The sequence below is a fragment of the Kitasatospora sp. NPDC058190 genome (genome assembly GCF_042883685.1).
In the GTDB taxonomy this organism is placed as follows: domain Bacteria; phylum Actinomycetota; class Actinomycetes; order Streptomycetales; family Streptomycetaceae; genus Kitasatospora.
The window spans coordinates 20175-44200 of record NZ_JBHVVI010000034.1; the positions used below are offsets into that span (position 1 = coordinate 20175).

Annotated in this window: 18 protein-coding genes; 5 read left to right on the plus strand and 13 right to left on the minus strand. The window is 72.8% G+C overall.

Annotated features, from left to right (window positions below; genetic code table 11):
* Positions 1-126 precede the first annotated feature (126 nt).
* The gene (locus ACFVWU_RS17730) at positions 127-2073 is read left to right on the plus strand and encodes a potassium transporter Kup (protein WP_387621395.1); all 1947 of its coding nucleotides are present in this window, start codon (positions 127-129) and stop codon (positions 2071-2073) included.
* A gap of 183 nt (positions 2074-2256) precedes the next feature.
* Here the strand turns inward: ACFVWU_RS17730 and ACFVWU_RS17735 are convergent, their stop codons facing one another.
* The 3 genes from ACFVWU_RS17735 to ACFVWU_RS17745 all read right to left on the minus strand — a co-directional run bounded on the left by ACFVWU_RS17735 (position 2257) and on the right by ACFVWU_RS17745 (position 6946).
* Positions 2257-3624 carry a hypothetical protein gene (locus ACFVWU_RS17735; protein WP_387621398.1) on the minus strand — a complete coding sequence of 456 codons (1368 nt, stop codon included), beginning with the start codon at positions 3622-3624 and terminating at the stop codon, positions 2257-2259.
* A 727-nt stretch (positions 3625-4351) separates the two neighbouring features.
* Positions 4352-5173: an SDR family NAD(P)-dependent oxidoreductase gene (locus tag ACFVWU_RS17740; protein WP_387621401.1), complete on the minus strand. Its 822-nt coding sequence runs from the start codon at positions 5171-5173 to the stop codon at positions 4352-4354.
* A 495-nt stretch (positions 5174-5668) separates the two neighbouring features.
* Complete coding sequence (locus tag ACFVWU_RS17745) at positions 5669-6946, minus strand: aspartate aminotransferase family protein (RefSeq protein ID WP_387621403.1); 1278 nt, start codon at positions 6944-6946, stop codon at positions 5669-5671.
* A 450-nt stretch (positions 6947-7396) separates the two neighbouring features.
* On the opposite strand from ACFVWU_RS17745, the gene ACFVWU_RS17750 reads away from it, so the two are divergent.
* On the plus strand, positions 7397-7930 hold the full coding sequence (locus tag ACFVWU_RS17750; protein ID WP_387621405.1) for a flavodoxin family protein: 534 nt from the start codon (positions 7397-7399) through the stop codon (positions 7928-7930).
* A 72-nt stretch (positions 7931-8002) separates the two neighbouring features.
* On the opposite strand, the gene ACFVWU_RS17755 is transcribed toward ACFVWU_RS17750, so the two are convergent.
* From ACFVWU_RS17755 to ACFVWU_RS17785, 7 genes are all read right to left on the minus strand, one after another.
* Complete coding sequence (locus ACFVWU_RS17755; protein ID WP_387621409.1) at positions 8003-8527, minus strand: hypothetical protein; 525 nt, start codon at positions 8525-8527, stop codon at positions 8003-8005.
* A 71-nt stretch (positions 8528-8598) separates the two neighbouring features.
* Complete coding sequence (locus tag ACFVWU_RS17760; RefSeq protein WP_387621411.1) at positions 8599-9273, minus strand: hypothetical protein; 675 nt, start codon at positions 9271-9273, stop codon at positions 8599-8601.
* A 63-nt stretch (positions 9274-9336) separates the two neighbouring features.
* On the minus strand, positions 9337-11235 hold the full coding sequence (locus ACFVWU_RS17765; RefSeq protein WP_387621414.1) for a glycoside hydrolase family 15 protein: 1899 nt from the start codon (positions 11233-11235) through the stop codon (positions 9337-9339).
* A 189-nt stretch (positions 11236-11424) separates the two neighbouring features.
* On the minus strand, positions 11425-12657 hold the full coding sequence (locus tag ACFVWU_RS17770; protein ID WP_387621417.1) for a cytochrome P450: 1233 nt from the start codon (positions 12655-12657) through the stop codon (positions 11425-11427).
* A gap of 29 nt (positions 12658-12686) precedes the next feature.
* The gene (locus tag ACFVWU_RS17775) at positions 12687-14087 is read right to left on the minus strand and encodes an NAD(P)/FAD-dependent oxidoreductase (protein WP_387621419.1); all 1401 of its coding nucleotides are present in this window, start codon (positions 14085-14087) and stop codon (positions 12687-12689) included.
* Between the two features lies 1 nt (position 14088).
* The gene (locus ACFVWU_RS17780) at positions 14089-14307 is read right to left on the minus strand and encodes a ferredoxin (protein WP_387621422.1); all 219 of its coding nucleotides are present in this window, start codon (positions 14305-14307) and stop codon (positions 14089-14091) included.
* 202 nt (positions 14308-14509) lie between these two features.
* Entirely contained in the window at positions 14510-14686 is a 177-nt protein-coding gene (locus tag ACFVWU_RS17785) for an LPXTG cell wall anchor domain-containing protein (RefSeq protein ID WP_387621425.1), read from the minus strand.
* 305 nt (positions 14687-14991) lie between these two features.
* Between ACFVWU_RS17785 and ACFVWU_RS17790 the strand changes: the two genes are divergently transcribed.
* On the plus strand, positions 14992-17712 hold the full coding sequence (locus ACFVWU_RS17790) for a LuxR C-terminal-related transcriptional regulator (protein ID WP_387621428.1): 2721 nt from the start codon (positions 14992-14994) through the stop codon (positions 17710-17712).
* A gap of 149 nt (positions 17713-17861) precedes the next feature.
* Positions 17862-18902, plus strand: a complete 1041-nt coding sequence (locus ACFVWU_RS17795; protein WP_387621431.1) for a zinc-dependent alcohol dehydrogenase family protein — start codon at positions 17862-17864, stop codon at positions 18900-18902.
* An 87-nt stretch (positions 18903-18989) separates the two neighbouring features.
* On the opposite strand, the gene ACFVWU_RS17800 is transcribed toward ACFVWU_RS17795, so the two are convergent.
* Both ACFVWU_RS17800 and ACFVWU_RS17805 read right to left on the minus strand, forming a co-directional pair.
* The gene (locus ACFVWU_RS17800; protein ID WP_387621434.1) at positions 18990-19643 is read right to left on the minus strand and encodes a helix-turn-helix domain-containing protein; all 654 of its coding nucleotides are present in this window, start codon (positions 19641-19643) and stop codon (positions 18990-18992) included.
* 25 nt (positions 19644-19668) lie between these two features.
* Complete coding sequence (locus ACFVWU_RS17805; protein ID WP_387621437.1) at positions 19669-20712, minus strand: zinc-dependent alcohol dehydrogenase family protein; 1044 nt, start codon at positions 20710-20712, stop codon at positions 19669-19671.
* A gap of 239 nt (positions 20713-20951) precedes the next feature.
* Between ACFVWU_RS17805 and ACFVWU_RS17810 the strand changes: the two genes are divergently transcribed.
* The gene (locus ACFVWU_RS17810) at positions 20952-22637 is read left to right on the plus strand and encodes a GAF domain-containing protein (RefSeq protein ID WP_387621523.1); all 1686 of its coding nucleotides are present in this window, start codon (positions 20952-20954) and stop codon (positions 22635-22637) included.
* Between the two features lie 220 nt (positions 22638-22857).
* Here ACFVWU_RS17810 and ACFVWU_RS17815 read toward each other — a convergent pair whose 3' ends face one another.
* On the minus strand, positions 22858-23841 hold the full coding sequence (locus ACFVWU_RS17815) for an Acg family FMN-binding oxidoreductase (protein WP_387621440.1): 984 nt from the start codon (positions 23839-23841) through the stop codon (positions 22858-22860).
* Between the last annotated feature and the right edge of the window lie 185 nt (positions 23842-24026).

The following is a 24026-nucleotide window of genomic DNA, read 5'->3' on the forward strand; positions in this document are numbered from 1 at the left end:
CAGTGCAATCGCCGCCCTGTCGAGACGAAACGTCGCACGCCTCGGCCGCTTGGCGGTGCGGGATCGGTATCGTCCGCCCCAACACCGCAGGACTGCGCCGGGCGCCCCGCACGGAGGAGGATCACCATGGCCGATCGCGGCTCCGCATCGCGACCGCCGCAGGCACACCGTCCGGTTGCGCAGGGGACGGCGGGCCTCACGCTCGTGGTCGGGGCTCTCGGCGTGGTCTTCGGGGACATCGGAACCAGCCCGATCTACACCCTCCAGACCGTGTTCAACCCGCATGACCCGCACCCCGTCCCGGTCACCACGCAGAACGTGTACGGGGTGGTGTCGCTCGTGTTCTGGTCGGTGGTGGTCATCGTCCTGGTCACCTACGTGCTGCTGGCGATGCGCGCCGACAACGACGGCGAGGGCGGCATCATGGCGCTGATCACCCTGCTACGGCGATCGGGCGCGCAGCGGGGCCGCCGGACCACCGCCGTCCTGGCCGCGCTCGGCATCTTCGGCGCCTCGTTGTTCTTCGGCGACAGCATGATCACCCCGGCGATCTCGGTGCTGTCCGCGGTCGAGGGGCTCAAGGTCGTCGAGCCGTCCCTGGAGAGCGCCGTGGTACCGCTCACCGCGGCGATCATCGTGGTGCTGTTCCTGGTGCAACGCCGAGGAACCGCGGCAGTAGGCCAGGTGTTCGGACCCGTGATGATCGCCTGGTTCGTCGCCATCGGCGCGTGCGGCGCAGCCGGCATCGCCGACCACCCGCAGATCCTCCGGGCGCTCTCGCCGAGCTACGCCCTGACCTTTCTGACCGGCCATTTCGGCACCGCCTTCTTCGCCCTGGCCGCGGTCGTCCTCGCGGTCACCGGCGCCGAGGCGCTCTACGCCGACATGGGCCACTTCGGCCGCCGGTCGATCACCCGCGGCTGGCTCTTCCTCGTCTTCCCCGCCTGTGTCCTGAGCTACCTCGGTCAGGGCGCGCTGATCCTCGCCGATCCAGCCAACACCAGTAGCCCGTTCTTCCTGCTCGCACCCGCCTGGGGACGCTGGCCGATGGTCCTGCTCGCCACGGCGGCGACCGTGATCGCCTCCCAGGCGGTGATCACCGGCGCGTACTCCGTCACCTCCCAGGCCGCCCAGCTCGGCTACCTGCCGCGCATGCGGATCGCCCACACCTCCGAGTCCACCATCGGCCAGATCTACGTTCCCTGGATCAACTGGCTGCTGATGGTCTCGGTCCTCACCCTGGTCTTCGCCTTCCGCAGTTCCACCGCCCTGGCCTTCGCCTTCGGCATGGCGGTCACCGGGACCATCACCATCTCCACCCTGCTGTTCTTCTACGTCGCCCGGGCCCGCTGGCACACGCCGGTGTGGCTGATCGCCGTCGGAGCGACCGTGCTGCTCACGGTGGACCTGCTGTTCGTGGCGGCCAACGCGACCAAGCTCCTGCACGGCGCTTGGCTGCCGCTGCTGATCGGCCTCACCGTGTTCACCGTCATGACCACCTGGCAGCGCGGCCGGGAGATCGTCACCGCGGAGCGGGAGCGGCACGAAGGCCCGCTGCGCGAGTTCGTCGACCAGCTCCACAGCGGGCAGGTGCCGGCGGTCCGGGTCCCCGGCACCGCCGTCTTCCTCAACCGGGGCAAGCGGTCCACCCCACTGGCCATGCGTGCCAACGTCGAGCACAACCACGTCCGGCACGACCACGTGGTGATCTTGTCCATCGAGACCGAGCCCGTGCCGCGGGTCCCGGTGAACCAGCGGACCGTGGTCGACGACCTCGGGTACGCCGAGGACGGGATCATCCACGTCACCGCCCGATTCGGCTACATGGAGACACCGGACGTGCCCAGCACGCTGGCAACGCTCGACCCGGCCGAGACCGAGGGCCGACTCCGGCCCGACCAGACCTCCTACTTCCTGTCGAAGATCGAAATCCGTCGCGGGAAGACGCCGACCATGGCGCCCTGGCGCAAGCGACTGTTCGTCGCCACCTCCTACGTCACCGCCGACGCCGCCGAGTACTTCGGCCTCCCCCGCGACCGCACGGTGATCATGGGCTCGCACATCGAGGTGTAGTCGCGCCGGCCGACGAGGCGGCAGCGTCGCAGGGTCATTGCGGTGTCGTGCACGGATGGACGGGACGACCCGGGTCGAACGGCGAGAGCCGGTCGTCGGAGGCCACCGACGACCCGGCAACCAGGACACCGACTGCGGCGGTGCCCACGGGCTGCCCCGGTCCGCGGGTCGCCGCCGACCGGCTCAGGCGAACTCGCGCAGGCGGGGCCGGACTCCCAGCGCGGTCAGGGCCGGCGCCGCCGCCAGGGCTGCCGCACCGAGGCCTGCCGTGGTGGCACCGAGGTCGTCGTCGGTGGTGGCGACCGCGGTCTCGAAGGCCCGCTGGTTGATCGCCTGGGTGTCGTCGAGGGCGGCGCTGAGCGCGTCGAAGTCGGCGTTGGACTGGCCCGGGGTGAGGCCGGTGTCGAAGGTGACGGCCTCCTTGAGCTTGCCCTGGGCGTTCAGCTCGCGGATCCTCCGGTCGTCGCGCTGGTACTGCTGGAAGGCGGCGAGCACCCGCTCCGCCGCGTCCTGTTCGCCGGGGAAGGTGATGTTGCGCAGTTCGTCGCCGAGGTACCCGCCGAAGCCCACCTGGCCGTGGTCGACCCGGTGCCGGTCGGCCGGCGCGGCGAGCCTGTCGTTGTACGTGGCGAGGGTGGCGCCGTCGACCCTGGCGAAGAGCTGGGTCTTGTCGAGGTAGCTCTGCTCGTAGGCGGCCGCCCGGGCGGGGTCGGTGAGGTAGCGGCTCTCGTCGGCGTTGAGGTCGTAGGCCACGGCGCGGGCCCGGCTGAGGGCGATCACCGAGTCGAAGGAGTTGCTCTTCGCGACCACCAGGTGGTGGTCCGCCCGGGAGGCCAGCGTCAGCGCGGTGATCAGCCCGGCGAGGGCGAGCAGGGTGGCGGCGGCCAGCGGCACGTTCACCAGCCGCCGGAAGCGCACCGCGAGCAGTCGCTGCAGCAGCCCGAGCGCGGCCAGCGCGAGCAGCCCGAAGACCAGGATCGTCCACCACCCGCCGGCCAGGGCGTCGCGCTGGTCGCTGTAGTTGTGTTCGACGACGGACGCGTTGGCCTTGGTCACCTCGTCGACGGCCGGCAGCAACCGCTGACGCAGCAGGTCGGTGGCCTGCCGGTAGGCCGCGAGAGCGTCCGCCGAGGGCCGGCCGGCCTGAGCGTGGGCCTGCTCCTCCAGCAACTGGGCACGGGCCACCTGGGCCTCGTACTGGCCGAGCTCACCGATGACGGTCTGCACGGCCCGCTGCCCGGCGGCATCACCGGCTACCGCCTCCGCGACACGCTGAAGGTCGTTGTCGGCCTGGGTGCGGCGCTGCTCGTAGGTGTCCAGGGTCTGTTTGCGCAGCGCCGTGTAGTCCGGGTCGGCGCCGAACAGCAGCAGGTTGGCCGCTTGGGCGTCCATGTCGTTGAGCGCGAAGTAGAGGTCGGCCGAGCGCACCACCTGGGGGGCGGCCTGGTGTCCGATCACGTCCGTGCCGTCCCGGGCACCACCCAGCACGCTGCCGGTCGCCGCGCCGGCGGCGAGCAGCGCCGCCAGGCAGACCCCGGTGAGCGCGCGCACCAGATGCGGGGTGTTCCACCAGGCCCGACTGCGCCAGGAGCGCGCGGGCCGGTGATGGGGAGCGCGCGGTGCGGGGAGTGGTGCGACTGTCTCCGGTCGCGCCTTCTCCGACACGACCGTCTTCTCTTCGACACTCGTACCACCCGACGTACCCGCTGGCATCGCCGCGCGCCCCCTCCCCCTGTTTCACTGGCCGCCGAACCTTCCCCGGAGGAACCCGCCGGGGTCGGGATTCGGCAAACGGTTCGCCGTCAGGCCCCACGCCCGGGCGGCGAACCGTTTCCTCGCAGATCACACTAGGTTCGGTCGAGGATCCATCCGTCCGCCCTGACGCTCCCTTGACGTGCCCGGCGGTCGTATTGACGCGGTATTGGCGCCGGGGCATGGCTGGAATCGACAGCCGATCCCGGGCTCGGTGATCAGTCGGCGCGGCCGGGCGGGTCCCCGAACGTCTCGGTCCGCGCGGAAACCGCCCCCGGCCCTCGTCCACCGGTCGACGTCGGACATGCCTCGGCCCCCGAGGCCCACCCGTCCGCACAGCCGGACGGCGGGCCTCAGGGGCCGAGGGGTGCACCTGGTGCCGGTGGCACGCGGCACCAGGTGGGTCCACGGGGTCAGCTCTGCCCGGCCTTGCGGCCGTGGTTCGCCTTCTTCTTCCGCCGGGCCTTCTTCTTGCGGGCGCGCTTGGACATCGTGCTCTTTCTCGTGATCGTCGGATTGGTGGGGTTCAGACGGCCTGGCCGACCAGCTGGTCGGCGAGCTTGGCCAGCCGCTTCACCGAGCGCACTTCCTGGACCGCCGCCGCGGTCGGCGCGACGACGGCACCGTCGAAGTAGGCGCCGTTGGCGACGACCGTCTCAGGCAGGCAGAGGCGGACGACCGCCGCCGCGCCCTCCGCCGCCGGCGCGCCGACCCGCCCGTAGAGCGGCAGCAGCGCGGTGTCGCACAGGCCCGGGTTGAGGCTGACGGCGGTGATGCCGGAGCCGCCCGGGGCCATCTCCGCGGTCGCCATGGTCAGCGCCAGCTGCGACTGGGCGTACGCGGCGACCCGCGAGTACTTCTTCACCCGGTGCGGATCCGACCAGTTCATCGAGGCGGTGCGGTGCAGGGACGACGACACGTTCACGATCCGGGCGTCGCCCGCCGCCGAGAGCGGGGCGCGCAGCAGCTTCGCCAGCAGGTGCGCGGCCAGGAAGTTGACCTGCAGGGAGACCTCGTTGCCGTCGTCGGTGAGGGTGCAGCGCTCGGGCGCCATCACGGCGGCGTTGTTCACCAGCAGGTCCAGCGCCGGGTAGTGCTTGACCACCGTGCCGGCCAGCACCGTGACCTCCGAGATCTTGGTGAAGTCGGCTGCCAGCTCCACGAGTTGGTCCCGCCGGGCACCCGCGTCGACCAGTCGGGCGACGGCCGCCTCGGCCTCGGCGGTGGTCCGGGCGTGCACCAGCACGGTGGCACCGTGCCCGGCGAGCAGCCGGGCGGTCTCCCAGCCGATGCCGGAGGAGGCGCCGGTGACGAGGGCGGTACGGGCGGACAGAACAGCGTCGGACATGACCCATCCAAGGGTGGTGGAAGGCGCCGGCGGGGTGCGGAGGCAGCGCGGCGCGAAGCCGCTCATCTCCGGGGCCGCCGGCGCGAGAAAGGTGTGAGCCGATGAGAGCCCTCGCCCGTCCCCTGCCCTCGGAGCCGGTTGGGGCGGGGGACGGGCGAGCGGTGATCAGCGCGGGCACGACGAACGGAGCCGGGCACGCGCACACGGCCGGTGACCGGCGGGAAGGAGCTCGGTCCTACCGGACGGCAGTGGCGACCGCGACAGCGACGATCCGCGGCCGACTATGCGGCGGGCGGTCGTGGTGGCGTGTCGAGCGGTGCATGTCCCTCATCAAAGCCTGTCCGGATGTCCGGGGCAAGCTCGTTCACCCTCCCTGACGAACCCCTGACGCACAGTCGACGCATCGTTGCTGTTCCGCCCCCGACAACCCTTGGGTGGACCCGGAGTCGGGAGAACCGCTCGTTCGGAGGACGTCCGGGTCCGCACAACGTGATGTCAGCAGGCGGCAGCAAGCGAGTCGACGAGGATGCCGAGTCCTTCCCTGGCCTCAGCCTCGGTCAGGGTGAGCGGAGGAGCCATCCGTAGGGTGTGGCCGTAGAGGCCGCCCTTGCCGATGAGCAGGCCCCGCTCCTTCGCGTGCTCCAACACCCTGGCGGCCAGCGACGCGCTCGGCGCTCCCGTGCCGGGGTCGATCAGGTCGACGGCGAACATCAGGCCCTTGCCCCGGACGTCTCGCACGACCGGAAGCCGATCCGCCGCGGTCCGCAGGCCGTCGATCAGCAGGCGGCCGAGCCGGTGTGCGTTGGCCTGGAGGTCGTGGGCGAGGAGGTAGTCGAGTGTGGCCTTGGCGGCCGCCGTCGCGATCGGGTTGCCACCGAACGTGGAGATGCCGTTGGCCGGAAGCGCGTCCATCAGCGTGCCGTCCGCGACGACACCGCCGATCGCGAAGCCGTTTCCCAGGCCCTTCGCGAAGGTCATGATGTGGGGTGTCACGCCATGGGCCTGGACACCCCAGAAGTGCTCTCCGGTACGGCCCCAGCCCGTCTGCACCTCGTCCGAGACCAGCAGGATCCCGTACCGGTCCAGGGTCTCCCGGTATCGCGCGAGGAGTCCGTCCGGTGCGGCGGTGAAGCCTCCGACGCCCTGGACGGGCTCCACGATCAGGCAGGCGACGTCGGTGGCGGTGGCCGTGTCGAGGACGTGCTGCAGGTCGTCCACGCAGAAGGCCTGGAACTCCTCGTCCGACAGGTGCGGGAAGCGTGCGCGGTCGGCGCCGTGCAGGTAGTGCACGTTGACGGGCGAGAGCGAGGAGTTCTTCCAGCTCCGGTTGCCCGTGACGGCCGTGGCCGCGTACGAGCGTCCGTGGTAGCTGTTGCGCAGGGCGAGCACCTGGTCGGACCGGCGGGCATTGGTGGCGAGCAGCAGCGCCGTCTCGTTGGCCTCGGTGCCGGAGTTGGTGAAGAACACCTTGGCGTTCGCGATGCCCGACAGCTCCGCGATCTTCTCGGCCAACTCCACCTGGGTACGGATGAGGTACAGCGTCGAGGTGTGCGCGACCCCGGTGCGCAGCTGCCGCTCGACGGCCTCCCGTACCTCGGGCACGTCGTACCCGAGCATGTTGGTGAGGATGCCGCCGAAGAAGTCGAGATAGCTGCGCCCGTCGGAGTCGGTGACGCGGCGCCCCTTGCCGCTCACGATCTCGATCGGGTCGTCGTAGTAGAGCGACACCCACCTCGGCATGACGGCGCGATGGCGGCCGAGCAGGTTCGACATGCGAGGCTCACTTTCCTTGCGACACCATCGACTTCGCGTCGATCGGGCAGCCGGGCCGCACAAACGGCTTTCAGGCAAGCTACCCTGCGCCCGGCCCGTAGGACGGTCAATCGGGGACGACACGGGCCGCGACTCCACGGCTGCGGCCCTCGGCTGCTCTTCCTCGTGGTGCCGGCCCGCCACACCCTCGATGCGCCCGAATCCGGCGCTCCCGAGACACCCGTCCAGGCCGGTCGGCGTTGCGACCCGGACGCGCGGAGGGACACGCTGGTTACGAGGGCCAGACCGTGGAGCCGGAGACCCGGCGCTTCCACCTCTGACGCGCACGGCGACGGTGTCCAGGTCCGGGAGGTCCTCGCCCATGACAAGGCCCGGCCCGGCTCGGCCCGAACGGCCCACGTCCGGGCCACCCCCGTCGTGCGAGCCTGGTGGTGACGAAAGGCGGACACCATGCACACCGTGATCGTGTACGAGAGCATGTACGGCAACACCCGCGAGATCGCCGAAGCCATCGCCGAGGGAGTCCACGAGGCGGCCCCCTCCGCGTCCGTCGAGTGCCTCCCGCTGACCCAGGCCGACAACGACGTGACCCGGTCCGCGGACCTGCTGGTGGTCGGCGGACCGACCCACATGCACGGTATGTCCTCCGGGCTCAGCCGCCTGGTGGCCGTCGCGGCCGAGAACCACAGGGAAGGCCACGAGGACGCCACCGCCGAGGCCCAGGCGGCCGCCGAGGGGCCGGGCCTGCGCTCCTGGTTCCACAGCCTCCCGAAGACCGAACCCGGCACCTACGCCGCCGCGTTCGACACCCGGGGCGCGGCACCCGGATCCGGCGGCGCCGCCAAGGGCATCGCCCAGCGGCTGTCCCGCCACAACTACGACGTGGTCGCCGAGCCCGAGGGCTTCATCGTCGAGGGCACCGACGGCCCGCTGCGCGCCGGGGAGCTCGACCGCGCCCGCGCCTGGGGCGCCGCCCTGGTCTGACCCGCCGCGTTCGACGACCGACCCGGCCGGCCCGGCCGAGCGCCGGAACCTGCTGTACGGCCGGGGCGGCTGTCAGTGCTGGAGCATGGCCTTGACCACCACGATGACCAGCCCGAGCAGCAGGTTGACGACACCGGCGGCCACCACCCGATGCAACGGGGTGCCGGCCCGGACCAGCCCGGCACTGGCCCAGCCGACCTGCTCGGCCACGGCGACACCGAGGGCCAGCCATGCCGTGCCCGGGAACCCCAGCCCCAGAAGCGGACTGATCGCCACGGCAGCGGCCGGAGGCACCGCGGCCCCCAGGATCGGCCGCTCGGCGGCACAGACCCGCGAGATCTCCGCCCGGGTCAGGGCCCGGTGGACCATCGACTCCCCCACCAGGTGGGCGTAGACGTGCGCGGCCCAGAAGACCACGCCGGTGGCGAGGAGCAGCACCACGAGCTGGATCCGCGGAAACGGGCTGCCGATCGTCCCGGCTCCGGCCACCACCGAAGCCGCCAGCAGCGAGCCGTAGACGGCGCCGACATAGTTGGTCCGAACCGGTTCCGGCGGCCGCCGGGCGTCTGGTTCCCCTTCGGGGGTGCGGCGTGTCACGGATCACCCCCGACAGTTCCGGGAACCGGTGGTATCCGCGGGCTGCCGCTCGGCCGCTGGTTTCCCGCCTGTCACGACGTGTGGGTTTCCGCTCGTCGCGGACGGAGGTTGACCGCCAGGATGTAGCAGCTGAGGGCCAGGATCCAGAGCGGGAAGGCGAGCACGAACCAGGCGGCACTGCTGACGACGAAGAACAGCCCCAGGGCGACGAGGTACCCGAGCCAGACGAGCCAGCGCGGGAAGATGCCGAGGTGTTGCCCGATCGTCGTGGTGGACATGGTGAAGACGGCGGCCATCCGTGTGGCGTAGCTGGAGAGCAGGCTGAGGACGGCGCGGCGGTCGTGCTCCCACAGCTCGGGCTGCACGGCCGAATGGGGGTTGTAGACCGCGGTCAGGGTGCCGAACGCGGTCGCGGCGATCACGAACAGCACGACGACGAACAGGAACCCGCCGCCCAGGAAGAGCGTCGCGAAGAACCTGTCCTCGGCCGGTCCGATGTAGTCCCGCGTCGCCCCCATGAACCACAGGAAGAAGATTCCGGCGAACGGCAGCATGTCCAGGGCCGCCTGCAGGGAGTCCCGGTGGGAGGAGTCGCCGAACCAGGCCGTCGCATCGGCGGCGTCGGTCGGAAGCGCGCTGCGGAACAGGAGGATGGCCGCGGCCAGCAGCAGGGCGGAGAGGACGCCCGCCGCCCCGGCGGCACGGGGTGTCCGCAGGGCGGCGCCCGGCGGTCCGTCAGGTTGCATGATCCTCATGCTGCGGCGCGGTAGGACGACGGGGGTGCTCCGCCACGTCGGCACCACCGACGATCACCCCGATGGCTGCCCGGTCAACGTGGCGAGAAGCTTTCCGACCTCGCCCCCGGATTTCGCGTATGCCAGGTTCAGCGCTGCGCCGATCACGCCGAGGTGACTGAAGCCCTGCGGGAAGTTGCCGAGTTGCTCGCCGGTCGCGGGGTCGATCTCCTCGGCCAGCAGCCCGAGGTCGTTCGCGCAGCCGAGGACGCGGTTGAGGTACTGCTCGGCCGCCTCGGTGCGTCCGGCCCGGGCGAGGGCGCTGGCCAGCCAGAGCGTGCAGAACACGAACGAGCCCTCCTCGCCCGACAGACCGTCCTCGGCGAGGTAGCGGTGGACATGGCCGTTGCGTGTCAGTTCGGCTTCGACCCGGTCGATGGTGGCGAGGACGCGGGGGTCGTCGGGGGGCAGGAATCCGCGCAGGCTCACCTGGAGCGCCGCCGCATCGAGCTCCGGATGGTCGAATGCCTGGACGAACGCGCCGGTCTCGGGATCCACCCCGCGCGTCTCCAGGGCGGTACGCATCTCCGCGCGAGCGCGCACCCAGCGTTCTCGCAGGTCCCCGTCCGGGGCCAGGCCGGGGAACAGGTCGAGCAGGCGGATGCCGCAGTCGACAGCGGCCCACGCCATGAGTTTGGAGAAGACGAAGTGCCGCCGCCCGCCGCGGATCTCCCAGATGCCCTCGTCCGGTTCCTGCCAGCGCCGGATGTTCAGCTCCACCACGTTGCGGAGGAAACGGAGGAAGGGGCCGCTCTCGTGCGCGACCGCCGACACGCCGCGCAGCCGCACGATGAGGTACGTCGCCGTGAGCAGTTCGCCGTAGGTGTCGAGCTGCACCTGGTTCCAGGCTCCGTTCCCGATCCGCACCGGGCGCGAGCCCCGGTAGCCCTCCAGGTGGTCGAGCGTGACCTCGTGCAGCAGCCGCTCCCCGTGGATGCCGTACATGATCTGCAGGTCCTCGGCCCGGCCGGAGGTGGAGCGCAGCAGCCATTCACCGAAGTGCAGGGCGTCCTCCGAGTACCCGATGCCGCCGAGGCTCGCCAGCATCGCGACCGAGTCGCGCAGCCAGGCGTAGCGGTAGTCCCAGTTGCGTTCACCGCCGATCCCCTCGGGGAGTGAGGTGGTGGGTGCGGCGATCAGCGCACCGGTCTCGTCGTAGATGAGGCCCTTGAGGACCAGCGCGCTGCGCACCACGGCCTCCCGGTACGGCCCCTGGTAGGTGCAGCGGGCGGCCCAGTGGGTCCAGAAGGCGATCGTCTCCTCCAGCCGTCCGGTCAGCTCGGCTTCCGAGAACCGCCGGACGGTCAGCCCTCCGGCCTGCGCGTAGGTGAGTGCGACATGGCGCACCTGGCCCTCGGTCACCGTCGCCCGGGCCGTGCATTCCCCGGTCGGCGTGAGGTGCAGAGGCGCCAACCCGCTCTGCAGCAGGAGCGAGTCCGGGCCGCCGGTGACCACGACCAGGTCCTCGCCGGACGCGTCCATGTACGGGGTGGTCATCCCGTACTCGAGCCTCGGCGCGAACTCCAGGCCGAGCTCGACGGTGCCGGCTTCGCCGCGCACCCGGCGCAGCAGCAGGTTGCCCGGGGGACGGCGCTCCGGGTGGCCGGGGCGGGTGAGGTCCTCCCGCACCGGCAGGCAGTCCGTCACCGTGACGACACCGGTGGCGGTCTCGAAGCGGGTCTCCAGCACGTTGGTGTCCGGCAGGTAGCGCCGGGTGGTGGTGAAATCCGCGACCGGGGCGATGCGGAAGTACCCGCCCCGGTCCCGGTCCAGGATCCGGGCGAACACCGAACGCCCGTCGAACCGGTGGAAGCACGCCCACTCCACGGACGCGTCCCGGCTCACCAGCGCCACCGAGTGGCAGTCACTCAGGAACGCGTAGTCGGAGATCGGCGGGTACCTCGTCTCGCCCATGTCGCTCAGCTCCCTCAGGGCACGAGGTCGAGGACCGCTTGGAGCGGCACCGACCCGCTCTTCCCGGGTTCCATCCTCACGGCCTTCATGACCGCCTCGCAACCGACCACCGGACGAGCCGCCCCGTCCGGTACGTCCGATGGTCAGCAGGCTGCCCGGCTCCGGTATCACCCCTGCCGGGTGATGCGGTCAGCTCCGAACACCGTCGAAGGCGACCTCGAGATGGCGGGGCCCGCGCAGCAGCGGGTTCGGCCGGTAGGGAGGCGGGTCTGCGACGAGCCGGGGGTTGGTCAGCCTGCGGGCCAGCTCGGTCAGCGCGAGCTGGGCCTCCAGGCGGGCGAGCGGGGCTCCGAAGCAGCTGTGGATGCCGCTGCCGAAGGCGAGGTGCTGGATGTCCCGGCGGTCGGGGTCGAAGCGGTCGGGGTCGTCGAACCGCCGGGGATCCCGGTTGCCCGACGCCAGGCCGAGCCAGAGAGTCGAGTTCTTGGGGACGACGGTCCCGGCGATGTCGATGTCGGCCAGCGTGACCCGCGGGGGCGCCAGGTGGACGGGGGGCTCGTAGCGCAGCAGTTCCTCGATCATCGGGACGGCGATGTCCGGTTCCTTCACCAGCCGTTCGAGGTGCTCCGGGTACCGGAGCAGGGTGAGCATCCCGTTGGTGATCAGGTTGACCGTGGTCTCGTGGCCGGCGATCAGGAGCACGATGCTGGTGCTCATGAGCTCGATCGTGGACATCTGCCCGTCCGGGCCGTGGTCGGTGACGAGCCCGGAGAGCAGGTCGTCGCCGGGGCTGTGGCGATGGTCCTCGGCGAGTCCGGCCAGGTACCGGCCGAGCTCGATCCTGGCCTGATGCATGGCGCGCTGCCGCTCCGCATAGTCCTCGCCCGCAGTGGGGTCGGCGCCGGCGACGATGGTGTCGGCCCAGACGTGGAAGCGGGGCTCGTCCTCGCGGGGGACGCCCAGCAGCCGGCAGATCACGGTGACCGGGAAGGGGTAGGCGAAGTGGTCGACGAGGTCGACCTGGTCCTTGCCCTGGAAGTCGTCGATCATCCCGGAGACGATCTGGGCCAGCTCACCGCGCATCTCGTGCACCCGCCTCGGGGTGTGCGGCGGGCCGAACGGGCGCATGGCCATGCGTCGCAGCCGGTCGTGCTCGGGCGGGTCGAGCCGGAGCATGGAGGGCGGCACGCCGGCCTCCTCCTCCACCTGGAGGCCCCTGCCGTCCTGCCCGACCAGGTTGCGGGCGTCCGAGCTGATCCGCGGGTCGTGCAACAGGCTGCGGACCTGGTAGTAGCCGCCGACCAGGTACGACCCGTCGTCCTGACGGGCCACGGGCGTCTTGCGGAGTTCGGCGTAGAACGGGTAGGGGTTCGCGCGGTTGGCGTAGTCGGTGATCTGCTGGAGCAAGGTGCCCGGCGTCATGGAACGGTCTCCTGAGGGGTGGGCGGCGGTCAGGCGCGTGCGGGGGTGAACTGGACGCGGCGTTCGCTGGGATCGTGGCCGGTGAGGGTCACGGTCGCGCCGTGGCTGGGCAGGGAGGGGTCCGGGAACTCGGCCGGGACCGTCCGCATCCCGCCCGGCTGGCGGTCGACGGTGGCGTAGTCCGGTGGGAAGGGTGCGCGGACCTCGATCTGCTCCCGGTAGAACTCCAACCACTTGGCCTGGTCGAAGGCGACCGCGGCGATGATCCGGCCCCGGTACCCGTAGACCGCGACGAACCGGCGCTCGGCGAGCGAGCCCTGCGTGATGACGATCTCGTCGCCCATGTTGGGCACGCCCACGGACTTGATGTTGACGCCGAACTGGGAGGACCAGAAGGTCGGCACCCACAGGTGGGCCCGCCGGTCCGGGCCGATACTGATCATGTTGTGCGCGGCGGTCCCGGCCTGCTCGACCGCGTTGCCCCAGTGCTCCAGCGAGAGGAACTGGTAGTCGAAGAGCGGGTGGGGCGAGCGCGCGACGTCTCCGGCGACGAACACGTCATCGGTGACGATGCCCTGGACGTCGAAGGCCCGGCAGCCCGCGTCACAGGCGATCCCCCGAGGCCCGGCGGCCAGGCCCGATCCGGCCAGCCACTCGGTGTTCCGGGTGGCACCGAGTGCGATCACCGCGACCTCGACGTCCAGCGAGGTCCCGTCGGACAGATGGGCGCGCCGGAGCCGGCCGCCGGAGTCGCCCTCCAGCGCCGTCACCATGATGCCGGTGCGCAGGTCCACGCCGTGCTCGCGCTGCAGGTCGGCGGCGACCGCACCGACCACCCCGCCGAGGGCCCCCACCAGCGGCGCCCCGGCACGCTCGGCGACCGTGACCTCCAGGCCCCGCTCGCGGCAGGCCGAGGCGATCTCGGAGCCGGTGAACCCGGCACCGACCACCAGCACCCGGCGCGGCCTCGCCGCCAGCCGCCGCTCCAGGCGGGCCGCGTCCGCGCTGGTGCGCACCGTGAAGACCCCGTCGAGGGCCGCTTCCGCCGCGTTGAACCAGGGCCGGGCGCGGACGCCGGTCGTGATCAGCAGGCGGTCGTACTCGAGCTCCTCGCCGTCCGCCAGGCGTACCCGCTTCGCCGTCGGATCCAGCCCGGTGGCGGCCGTACCGAGCCGCCACTGCGCGTCGACGCTGTTGCGCTGCGGCAGGGTGGTGCCGTCGGCGCGCGCCCGGCCGAGCAGGACCTGCTTGGACAGCGGTGGCCGGTCGTACGGGAGGTCGGGCTCGTCCCCGACCAGCGTGAGCGACCCGGTGAACCCGCCCGTGCGCAGTGCCTCGGCGGCCCGCAGACCGGCCAGCGAGGCGCCGACGACGACGATCCGCCCGTCGCGCCGGAACTCCTGTACCGCTTCACGCAAGGAGACCGGCATCTCAGGCCCCCACGCGTGTGACGCGCGCCTGGTCCGCCTCGACCAGGATCGCCTGGACGGGACAGGCGGCCGCGGCCCGGCGCACCTGATCGCGCTGCGCATCGGTGAAGGCGGGGTCGTACAGGAGTGCTTCCTCGCCATGCATCTCGAACACGTCCGGCGCCAGGAACGCGCACTGCGCGTAGCCCTGGCACCGGTTGAGATCGACGACAATTCTCATCCGCAGACCCTGCCCTTCGAACCGTCCGTGGCGAACTGCTGGCGCATCGCTACCAACAGTTGTGGCGCATGAGTCCCCCGGGTGCATCGCGAGCTGACCAGATGGGGGACGGCTGCCACTCTCCGGGGCCGTTTCAGGCGGCGGGCAGGACGGGGGGCACGACACCGGCGCACCACACGCGGTGGGCGAGCGGCCGGGCGGGTCACCGCCTGCGTCGACGGGAGAGGAACAGCCCGGCGACCACACCGACCAGCCAGATGCCCAGCAGGGCCGCCCACAACGGCATCGTGACGATCGGGATCAGCACCCTGATGGACGTCTCCGCCCTGTTCTCGAAGATGAAGACGAGGGCGAGGGCCGACAACACGAGCGGTGCCACCCACCACGCCTTCGCGCGTTCGCTCTCTGAGCCACGCTTCGCCATCACCGGTCCCCTTCCGCGTCGGCAGCCAGGTGCCCTCCCGCTCCATTCGAGCGAACTCGAAGGGCCACGGCCTCACCCGCTGGGGGTGATAGGCCGCCTTGCCGCCGGGGTTCGTCATCGGCTCGCGCGGGTGACCGCGGCGGGTGACCATGGAGCTGTCAGACGAAGAGAGGCCGAGGCCCTCACGCAAGGCCTGCTCGCGATGGGCGGCGGCCCCATCGGAAGTGCCCTGGTGCACCCGGCCACGCCTGGTGATCCCCATGCGCGATCGCGCGGCCCCCGCGTCAACACCGTCCAAGGCCGCGGCTGCCACCCGCAGCCCGCCGGGACCTCCGCCGCGCCTCGCACCGACCGGCGATCCCCTGCTCGTGGCCCGCTTCGCCGTCCCGGGTCCCCCGCGGGTCCTCATCCGCCGGCAGTCCCTCCTCGACCGGGTCTCCGAAGGCGTCGAGGGACCGATCACGCTCCTCAACGGCCCGGCCGGCGCCGGCAAGACGGTGCTGGCGGCCCACTGGGCGACCGAGGCCCCGGCGCCCGGCCCGATCGTCTGGCTGACCGTGGAGCCCGATGATCTGCCGGGCACCTTCTGGGCCTATGTCCTGGAGGCCTTCCGGTACCACGGGATGCCGCCGCCCGAGGACATCGGCAGGCCCGCGAGAGCCGGAGAGGTGGACCGGTCCGTCCTGATCCGGCTGGCGGCCTGGCTCGCCGGATCGCCTCGGCCGGCCGTCCTGGTACTGGACCAGCTCGACACGGTCTCCTCACCCGAGATCACCGCCGGCGTCCTGTTCGTCCTCCGGCACGCGTTTCCGGGCTTGCGTCTCATCGCCACGAGCAGGAGCGAGCCGCTGCCGGGGCTGCACCGATTCCGCACGGCCGGAAGGCTCGCCGAGATCCGCAATGCGGACCTCAGGTTCACGCTTCCGGAGACATCGGACCTGCTGCAACGGCACGGCCTGGCGCTGTCCGCCGCGGACCTGCGGACACTCGACCGGCGCACCGAGGGCTGGGCGGCGGGCCTGAGGCTGTGTGCGATGGCGATGCAGCGGGCCGCCGACCCCGCGGCGTTCGTCCGCGAGTTCGCCGCCGACCAGACCTCCATCCCGGACCTCCTCCTCACCGAGGTGCTCGACGCCCTGCCGGAGGCCACACAGGATCTGCTGCTGCGTGCCGCCGTCAGCGAGCGCCTCCACCCCGACCTGGCGAACGCCCTCACCGAACGCGATGACGCCGCACGGCTGTTGGTCCAGCTCAATGACGCGAATGCCTTCGTGGAGCGGATCGACGGAGCCGGCTGGTACCACCTGCACCCCCTGTTCGCCGAAGTCCTCAGGTCCCAACTTCCGGTTCGCCACCCGGGCCTGGAGCAGCAACTGCACCGGCGGGCCGCCCGGTGGTTCGCCGAGTCCGGTGAGCTCGTCGACGCGCTGGCGCAGGCGACCACGGCCGGAGACTGGCGGTTCGCCTCCGAGCAGGTCGTGGACAACCTGGAGATCGGCCGCCTGGCCACGGGCTCGGACGGCGGCCGGCTGGCCGGCCTGTTCGCCGCCATGCCGCCGGACCTCCCGGATCCGGCCCGGACACTGGTCGCCGCGGCCTGCGCCCTGGCCCGGGGCGACCGCACAGCCGGCCGCGACGGTCTGCGACGCGCCGACGAGCACCTGGGCCGGCAGGAGGGGGCGAGCAGCCCGATGGCGCGGTTCAGCCGGGTCCTCCTGGAACTGCTCGTCAACCGGCTGACCGGTGACGCCGCGGCGGCGGAGACCGCTGCGCGAGAGGCCCTGTCACGGCTGGACCTGGTACCACCGCGGCTGCTCGGCGAGCATCCGGAGATCCCCGCACTGCTGCTCACCAGCCTCGGCTCCGCCCAACTGAGTGCCGGACACCTCGATGCCGCCGAGAGCACGCTCGCCCAGGCCGTGGAGATGTGCGGCAGGCCTGGCACCGAGCAGCCGCAGGCGGACTCCCTGGTCCGTCTCGCCCTGATCGACCTCTACCGGGGACACCTCCGGCGAGCCGAGCAGCGCGCCCGCCGGGCACTCGCCGTCGCGGAGCGCGCCGGCCCGCCGCCCGCCCGCCGAACCGCGCTGGCGCGCCTGGTGGTGGCGGCCATCGGCAACGAGCGAAACGTCCCGACGGTCACTCAGCCCCCGCGCGACCTCGCGACCGCCTCGCTGGAGCCGGGTGAAGACCTCGTCGCGAAGGTGGCGGCCGCCGTCATCCGGTCCCGGCTCGCGGCGGCCCAAGGGGACTGGAAGACCGCGGTCACGGTGCTCCACACGGTCCGCCCTCCGACGGACGCACCAGGCCCGTCCGGCTGGCCCGCTGACCAGTTGGCCATCGCGGAGTCCGTCGCGGACCTGGCTCACGGCGACGCGGCGGCAGCCGTGGCCGTGCTCGACGCAGCCGACTCGAACCGCCCGGAGCACCGGGAGGCCCTGGCCCACGCGCTCCTCGCGACGGACCAGGAACAGCGCGCGGCAGACCTGCTCGCGGCCCTGCCGATGCCGTCGCGCGGTGCTCCCCGAAGCCGGGCGCACATCTGCCTGCTGCGAGCACAGGCCAAGGCCAGGGCCGGCGACACGGCCGCGGAGCGGCGCCTCCTGGCACAGGCGCTGGAGCTCGCGCGGCCGGAACAGCTGAGGCGGCTCTTCGTCGAAGCGGGCCCCTGGGTCCGCCGCTCGCTGCGCCGTGATCCCGAACTCGCCCTGGCCCATGGCTGGTTGACCGACCTGCCGACCTGCGCCGCCGATGCCGCCGCCGACCCGGCGGACCAGGCTCCGCCTCGTGTGGCGCTGAGTGCGCGCGAACGCGACGTCCTGCTCCAGGCGGCGCAGTGGCTGTCCACCGAGGAGATCGCGACCGAACTGCACATATCCGCCAATACGGTCAAGACGCACTTGAAGAGCATCTACCGCAAGCTCTCCGCGAGCCGAAGGGCCGAAGCAGTGCGCCGGGCACAGCAGCTGCACCTGCTCTGACCCGCCGGTCGACACCGCTCGTCCCTCCCGTCGTGTCCACGGGACCGTGACTCCCGCCCGGTGGACCCGCGCTCGGCCTCGCACCGCGCCCGCCCCGGGCGCAGGCTGGGAGGAGCAGCCTTGGGTCCGGCGGACGGCGGGAGTCGGCGATGGACACGACGCGACTGGCAGCCGGCGAGACCGGCGCGTGGGTGGTGACGCACCCGGGTCCGATGGGCGCGGCGGGCCCGGGGCCCTTGGCATGGGAACGGCGCCCGGTCCCCGAGCCGGCGCCCGGGGAGATCCTGGTCGAGGTGGAGGCGTGCGGGGTGTGCCGCACGGACCTGCACCTGGCGGAGGGGGACCTCGCCCCCAGGCTGCCGAGGTGCACGCCCGGGCACGAAGTGGTCGGACGGGTACGGGCGGCCGGCTCCGGGGCCGAGGGGTTCGCGGTCGGGGACCGGGCCGGGGTGGCCTGGCTGGCCCGGACCTGCGGAAGCTGCGCGTACTGCCGCACCGGGCGGGAGAACCTCTGCCCCGACTCCCGCTACACCGGCTGGGACCGGCACGGCGGCTACGCCGGCCACCTGACCGCCGACGCCCGGTTCGCCTACCGGCTGCCCGAGGGCCCGCCCGCCGAGGAGCTCGCCCCGCTGCTGTGCGCCGGGATCATCGGCTACCGGGCCCTGCAACGGGCCGACCTGCCGCCCGGCGGGCTCCTGGGGATCTACGGCTTCGGCGCGTCCGCCCACCTCACCGCCCAGATCGCCCTCGCCCGGGGCGCCCGGGTAGCCGTGTTCACCCGGGGTGCGGCGGCCCGGCGGCTGGCGCTGGAACTCGGCGCCCGGTTCGCCGGCGACTCGTACGACCCCGCCCCGGAACCGCTGGACGCCGCCATCCTCTTCGCCCCGGCCGGCGAACTCGTGCCGGTCGCCCTGGCCGCGCTGGACCGCGGCGGCACCCTCGCGGTCGCCGGCATCCACCTCAGCGACATCCCCGCGCTCGACTACCAGCGCCACCTCTTCCAGGAACGCACCCTGCGCAGCGTCACCGCCAACACCCGGGCCGACGGCCGGGCGTTCCTGGCGGAGGCCGCCCGGACCCGCCCGGTGGTCCGCGTCAACCGCTACCCGCTGCGGCAGGCGGACACCGCGCTCGCGGACCTCGCCGCGGACCGGGTGACCGGGGTCGCGGTGCTGCTGCCGCAGTAGGCGACCCGCGAATCCGGCCGGCCGGAGGCCTCGAACCCGTCCTGCGGGTACGCGTCGGCGCCACAGCGGCCCGAACGCGCCGACCGTTCACCCCGTGCCGATCCGGCGGCCGGTGACCTCGCTCGGGCTGATGCGCACCCACAGCGGGCGGGCGCCGCCCGCCCAGGGTGTGGCGCCCGGCAGGGCGGAGAGCCGCTGCTCCTCCTCCGGGTCGTCGACGCGGTGGGCCTCGCCGAGGAGGAGGACGCTCCAGCCGAGGCTGCGGTGGTCGTCGATGTGGTCGACCTGGAAAGAGGCGGGCGAGCCCTCGGCCGGGGCCGCAGTACCCCTGGGGGACGTGCGGTAGACGATGGTCCGGGCGTCGACCGCGTAGTTCACCGGGAGCACCACGGGCGCCGGCCCGACGGGCAGACCGACCCGGCCGACGCCGTGGGTGCCGAGCAGTTCCCAGCACTGCGCCTCGGTCAGGTGGAGCAGCAGTGGACGCGGGTCGGCGTCGGCCTGTCCCGGTGGTGCGTCCGGGCGGTGGCCGGACAGCAGCTCCGGCCAGGCCGTCCCGAGGGCGGTGGCGATCCGGACGAAGGCCGGTGGGTCGAACTCGGGCCCGGTCTGCAGGAGTTGGCGCAGGTAGGCCGGTGTCATGTTCGCCCGGTAGGCCAGCGTCCCTTCACTCAGGCCGAGTTGGTCGCGACGCTGGACGATCCGGCGGGCGATGGCAACGGGGTCGGGGCGTTCGCTCATGGTTGCGACTCCTCTGCGGACAGGGTCACGTCTTGAAGAGCGCGACCTTGAGGGCTCCGCTGTCGGCCGCATCGGCGAAGACGTCGTACGCGTCCTGCATCTCGTCGAGCCCGAAGCGGTGGGTGACCAGTCCGGCGACGTCCAGCCGGCCGGCGGCCAGCAGGTCGAGCAGCAGCGGGGTGCTGTCGGTGTCGACCAGCCCGGTGGTGATGGTGACGTCGCGGATCCAGAGGTCCTCCAGGTGGAGCACCGCGGGCTCGCCGTGCACGCCCACGTTGGCGACCCGGCCGCCGGGGCGCACCAGGCGGGTGCAGAGTTCGAAGGACTCGGGCACCCCGACCGCCTCGACCGCGACGTCCACGCCGAGCCCGTCCCGGCTCAGCTCGCGGACGGCCTCCGGGGTGGCCTCGGCCACCGTCAGCGTCGTGTCGGCGCCGAAGCGCTTGGCGGCGTCGAGGCGGCTCCGGGCGAGGTCGACGGCGATGATCCGGGAGGGGCTGTACAGGCGGGCGGTGAGGATCGCGGCGAGCCCGATCGGCCCGGCGCCGACGATCGCGACGGTGTCGCCCGGGCCGACCCGGCCGTTGCGCACCCCGACCTCGTACGAGGTGGGCAGGATGTCGGCGAGCAACAGGGCGTCCTCGTCACTGACACCGTCGGGCAGCTTGTACAGGGAGGTGTCCGCGAAGGGGGTGCGGACGTACTCGGCCTGGCAGCCGTCGATCAGGTGGCCGAGGATCCAGCCGCCACCGCCGGTGCACTGGCCGTAGGTCGCACCGCGACAGTAGACGCAGCGACCGCAGGCGGAGATGCAGGAGACCAGCACGCGGTCGCCGGCGGTGACCGTGCGCACGCCCGGTCCGGTCCGGGTGACGGTGCCGACGGCCTCGTGGCCGAGGACACGGCCCTGCTCGACCTCGGGGATGTCGCCCTTGAGGATGTGCAGGTCGGTGCCGCAGATGGTGACCGCGTCCACCCGGACGACGGCGTCCTCCGGGGCGCGGACGACCGGGTCGGGGACGTCGCCCCAGGTACGACGGCCGGGGCCGTGGTAGGTGAGCGCCTTCATGCCCTGATCACTTCTCTCGGGGTGGCGGGGCCGGGCCGGTTCCGCTCGCCCTTCCAGGTTCCGACGCCGCCGGGCCCGCCGCCAGAGCCCGCCGGGGTCCTTCCGCTGGGCCGATGGGCCCCTTCGGTGTCCGGCAGGGCACGGCTCGCGCGCCTACGCTGGTCAGTGGCATCGGGCGAGCCGTGGAGGACTCCTTGGGCAGCTCATCGGAGACCAGCGCCTCGGAGACGGGCGTTCCCATGCCGAAGCTGCGGCTGGACGAGCTCCTGGAGGAGCTCCAGGCCCGGCTGGACGCCGCCCGGGGCACGCGCGACCGTGTCCACAGCCTGCTGGAGGCGGTGCTGGCGGTCGGGCGTGACCTCGAGCTGTCCCAGGCCCTGCAGCACATCGTGGAGGCGGCGGTCACCCTGGTGGACGCCGAGTACGGCGCCCTGGGCGTGATCGGCGAGGACCAGCGGCTGTCCCAGTTCATCCCGGTCGGTGTCACCGACGAGCAGGTCGAGCGGATCGGCGACCTGCCGTCCGGTCACGGCATCCTCGGCGAGCTGATCCGCCGCCCCGAGCCGCTGCGCCTCGCCCGCATCTCGGACCACCCGGCCTCCTACGGCTTCCCGGCGAACCACCCTCCGATGAACAGCTTCCTGGGGGTGCCGATCCGGATCCGGGACAAGGTGTTCGGCAACCTCTACCTGACCGAGAAGCGCGGCGGCGGCGACTTCGACGAGGAGGACGAGTCGGTGCTCGCCACCCTCGCCGTCGCCGCCGGGGTCGCGATCGACAACGCCCGGCTCTACGACCGGGCCCGGCAGCGGCAGCGCTGGCTGGAGGCGAGCGCCGAGGTCACCAGCAGCCTGCTGTCGGGAAGCGCCGAGCAGGAGGTGCTGGACCTGCTGCTCGCCCGGGCCACCGAGATCGCCGGCGCGGACCTGGCCGTCGTCGCGGTCCCGCTGCCGGACGCCGGGGAACTGGAGGTGCGGATCGCCGCCGGGCTCGGTGCGGAGCAGCACCGCGGTCTGCTGTTGCCGGTCGAGGGCTCGTTCATGGGTGCGGCCTTCCGTACCGGTGGCCTCGTGGTGAGTCCGGAGGTCCGGAAGGACCCTCGGATCACGGCCGGCCCGCCCCGTTGGAAGGGCCTGGGCCCGGCGGTCGCGGTGCCCGTCGGCACCGCTGAGCGCGGGATCCGCGGTGTGCTGATGCTGGCCCGGGCGGCCGGCGCGCCACTGTTCGAGGAGGGCGAGTCGGGGCCGCTGCTGGGCTTCGCGGGACAGGCGGCGGTGGCGATGGAGCTCGCGGAGCGCCGGCGTGACTCCGAGCAGGTGGCGCTGCTGAAGGAGCGCGACCGGATCGCCCGCGACCTGCACGACCTGGCCATCCAGCGGCTCTTCGCCACCGGCATGACCCTCCAGGGCGCGACCCGTTTCATCGAGCACCCGGAGGCGGCCGACCGCGTCCTGCGGGCCATCGACGACCTGGACGAGACCGCCAGGACCATCCGCGCCACCATCTTCGGCCTGCGCCTGCGCGAGTCCGGACCGGCAGCGAGCGGCCTGCGCGCCCGGCTCGTCGACGTCGTGGACCGGGCCGCCCGCTCCCTCGGCTTCACCCCCGCCCTGCGGATGACCGGCCTACTCGACGCCACCGTGCCCACCGAGATCGCGGACGCGGCCGTCGCGGTCCTGGAGGAGGCCCTGTCCAACGCCGCCCGGCACGCGAAGGCCACCACTGTCGAGGCCTCGGTCTCCGCCGCCGAGGAGCTTGCTGTCAGCGTCACCGACAACGGCATCGGCCTCCCCGAGGGTGGCCACCGCAGCGGCCTTGCCAACCTCGCCGACCGGGCCGCCGCCCTGGGCGGCACCTTCGCCGCCCGCACCCGCCCCGAGGGCGGCACCGAGCTGCTGTGGCGAGTCCCCCTGCCGGGGTCCTGAGGACGGGCCCTGGCCAGGGCTGGGCACGGAGTGATCGTCAGTTCCGGGGAGGGTGACGCCATGTGGGCGGACGGGCCGGCGGAAGTGACCGCTGAGGCGGAGCTGCGGGAGCTGCTCGGGGCCCTGGAGGATCTGGAGCACTTCTACGGACCGCGCTACGGCGACCGGCTCTACGGCTGAGCGTCATCGCGATGGGCGATCCTCCCGTCGCGATCGGCCGCTACAGCTCCGGGCCCAGCACGTCCCTGACCGCCAGCCGGGGCGTCGGCGCGCCCTCGGGGCCGTAGCCGAGGCGGATCAGGATCTGGACGTAACCGGGGCCCCGGTGCGGGTCGCGGGCCTCCCGGCGCAGGTGGGGCCACTCCATGGCCTGGTGCAGCAGGGAGGCGCGGACGCCGTGGACGGTGGCGGCGAGCAGGACGTGTTCCAGGGCGAGTCCGGCGCGCAGCCAGTCCTCGGGGGTGTCGTGCTCGGTGGCGAGGACGGCGATGAGGGGCTCGTGCTCGAAGAGCGCGGGGGCCTGGTGCTCGGCGGCGTGGATGGCCGTGAAGTCCCGCACGGGCAGGTGGCCGGCCAGGTCCTGGGGTCCGAGCGCGGCGAGCGGGACGCCGTAGGGCGGGGCGTCGCCGGTGCGGATCCAGCTGCGGCTCTCGGTGCGCTGGGCCTCGTCGGTGGTGTTGCGGCGCTCGGCTTCGGCGGTGAGGTGGAGCAGGCGGGCGGTCTCGGCGTGGTCGGGCAGGTGGAGGGCGGCGTCCTCGGCCCCGGCCGCCCCGACCAGTTCGTCGAGGACGGTCGGCGGGACCGGCTCGCCGGTGAACGGCGTGCGGATGGAGTGCCGGCGCCAGATCGCCTCGTACAGCCACTCGGAGCCCGGTACGGGCGCGGCGGCCGCGCCGTCGAGCCGGACGGCGGCGAGGAGGTCCGGTTCGGCCGGGTCGGGCAGCAGGCGCACCTCGGGCGCCCAGCCGAGGTGGCGGGCGGCGACCCGCAGGTTGAGGACGGCCGCGCCGACGGAGATGTGCAGGGCCCGCCCCCGGGGGTCGGCGGCCGGGACGGCGCGGCCGCGGTCGGCCCGGACCTCCAGGGTGGAGGTGTCCGGCTGGAGGTGGAAGCGCCAGGGCTGGCTGTTGTGGATCGAGGGTGCGGCGACCGCGGCGGAAACGAGTTTCTCCAGGGCCGCGGCGTCGAGGGCGAGGGTGGGCATGGCGGTCTCCCCAGGACGGTCGGCCGGAGGCGGACGGCTTGGCGCCGTCGCGCAGGGTGTCCAGCGGGTGCGGTACTCGTCGGGCTCGATCTCGCCGCGGGCGGGGCGCTCGGCGGGCACGTCGTCCGTGGCGGGAGGGTGGGGCACTTCCACCGTGCGGCCGGGGTGCGGCGTCGCGCTTGGGC

Bases quoted from the DNA above. Each gene is read 5' to 3' on its own strand.
- ACFVWU_RS17780 (WP_387621422.1), bottom strand. From the start codon at position 14,307: ATGAGAATTGTCGTCGATCTCAACCGGTGCCAGGGCTACGCGCAGTGC.
- ACFVWU_RS17730 (WP_387621395.1), top strand. From the start codon at position 127: ATGGCCGATCGCGGCTCCGCATCGCGACCGCCGCAGGCACACCGTCCG.
- ACFVWU_RS17815 (WP_387621440.1), bottom strand. From the start codon at position 23,841: ATGCCCACCCTCGCCCTCGACGCCGCGGCCCTGGAGAAACTCGTTTCC.
- ACFVWU_RS17760 (WP_387621411.1), bottom strand. From the start codon at position 9,273: ATGCAACCTGACGGACCGCCGGGCGCCGCCCTGCGGACACCCCGTGCC.
- ACFVWU_RS17765 (WP_387621414.1), bottom strand. From the start codon at position 11,235: ATGGGCGAGACGAGGTACCCGCCGATCTCCGACTACGCGTTCCTGAGT.
- ACFVWU_RS17770 (WP_387621417.1), bottom strand. From the start codon at position 12,657: ATGACGCCGGGCACCTTGCTCCAGCAGATCACCGACTACGCCAACCGC.
- ACFVWU_RS17745 (WP_387621403.1), bottom strand. From the start codon at position 6,946: ATGTCGAACCTGCTCGGCCGCCATCGCGCCGTCATGCCGAGGTGGGTG.
- ACFVWU_RS17775 (WP_387621419.1), bottom strand. From the start codon at position 14,087: ATGCCGGTCTCCTTGCGTGAAGCGGTACAGGAGTTCCGGCGCGACGGG.
- ACFVWU_RS17790 (WP_387621428.1), top strand. From the start codon at position 14,992: ATGCGCGATCGCGCGGCCCCCGCGTCAACACCGTCCAAGGCCGCGGCT.
- ACFVWU_RS17750 (WP_387621405.1), top strand. From the start codon at position 7,397: ATGCACACCGTGATCGTGTACGAGAGCATGTACGGCAACACCCGCGAG.
- ACFVWU_RS17795 (WP_387621431.1), top strand. From the start codon at position 17,862: ATGGACACGACGCGACTGGCAGCCGGCGAGACCGGCGCGTGGGTGGTG.
- ACFVWU_RS17800 (WP_387621434.1), bottom strand. From the start codon at position 19,643: ATGAGCGAACGCCCCGACCCCGTTGCCATCGCCCGCCGGATCGTCCAG.
- ACFVWU_RS17740 (WP_387621401.1), bottom strand. From the start codon at position 5,173: ATGTCCGACGCTGTTCTGTCCGCCCGTACCGCCCTCGTCACCGGCGCC.
- ACFVWU_RS17805 (WP_387621437.1), bottom strand. From the start codon at position 20,712: ATGAAGGCGCTCACCTACCACGGCCCCGGCCGTCGTACCTGGGGCGAC.
- ACFVWU_RS17810 (WP_387621523.1), top strand. From the start codon at position 20,952: ATGCCGAAGCTGCGGCTGGACGAGCTCCTGGAGGAGCTCCAGGCCCGG.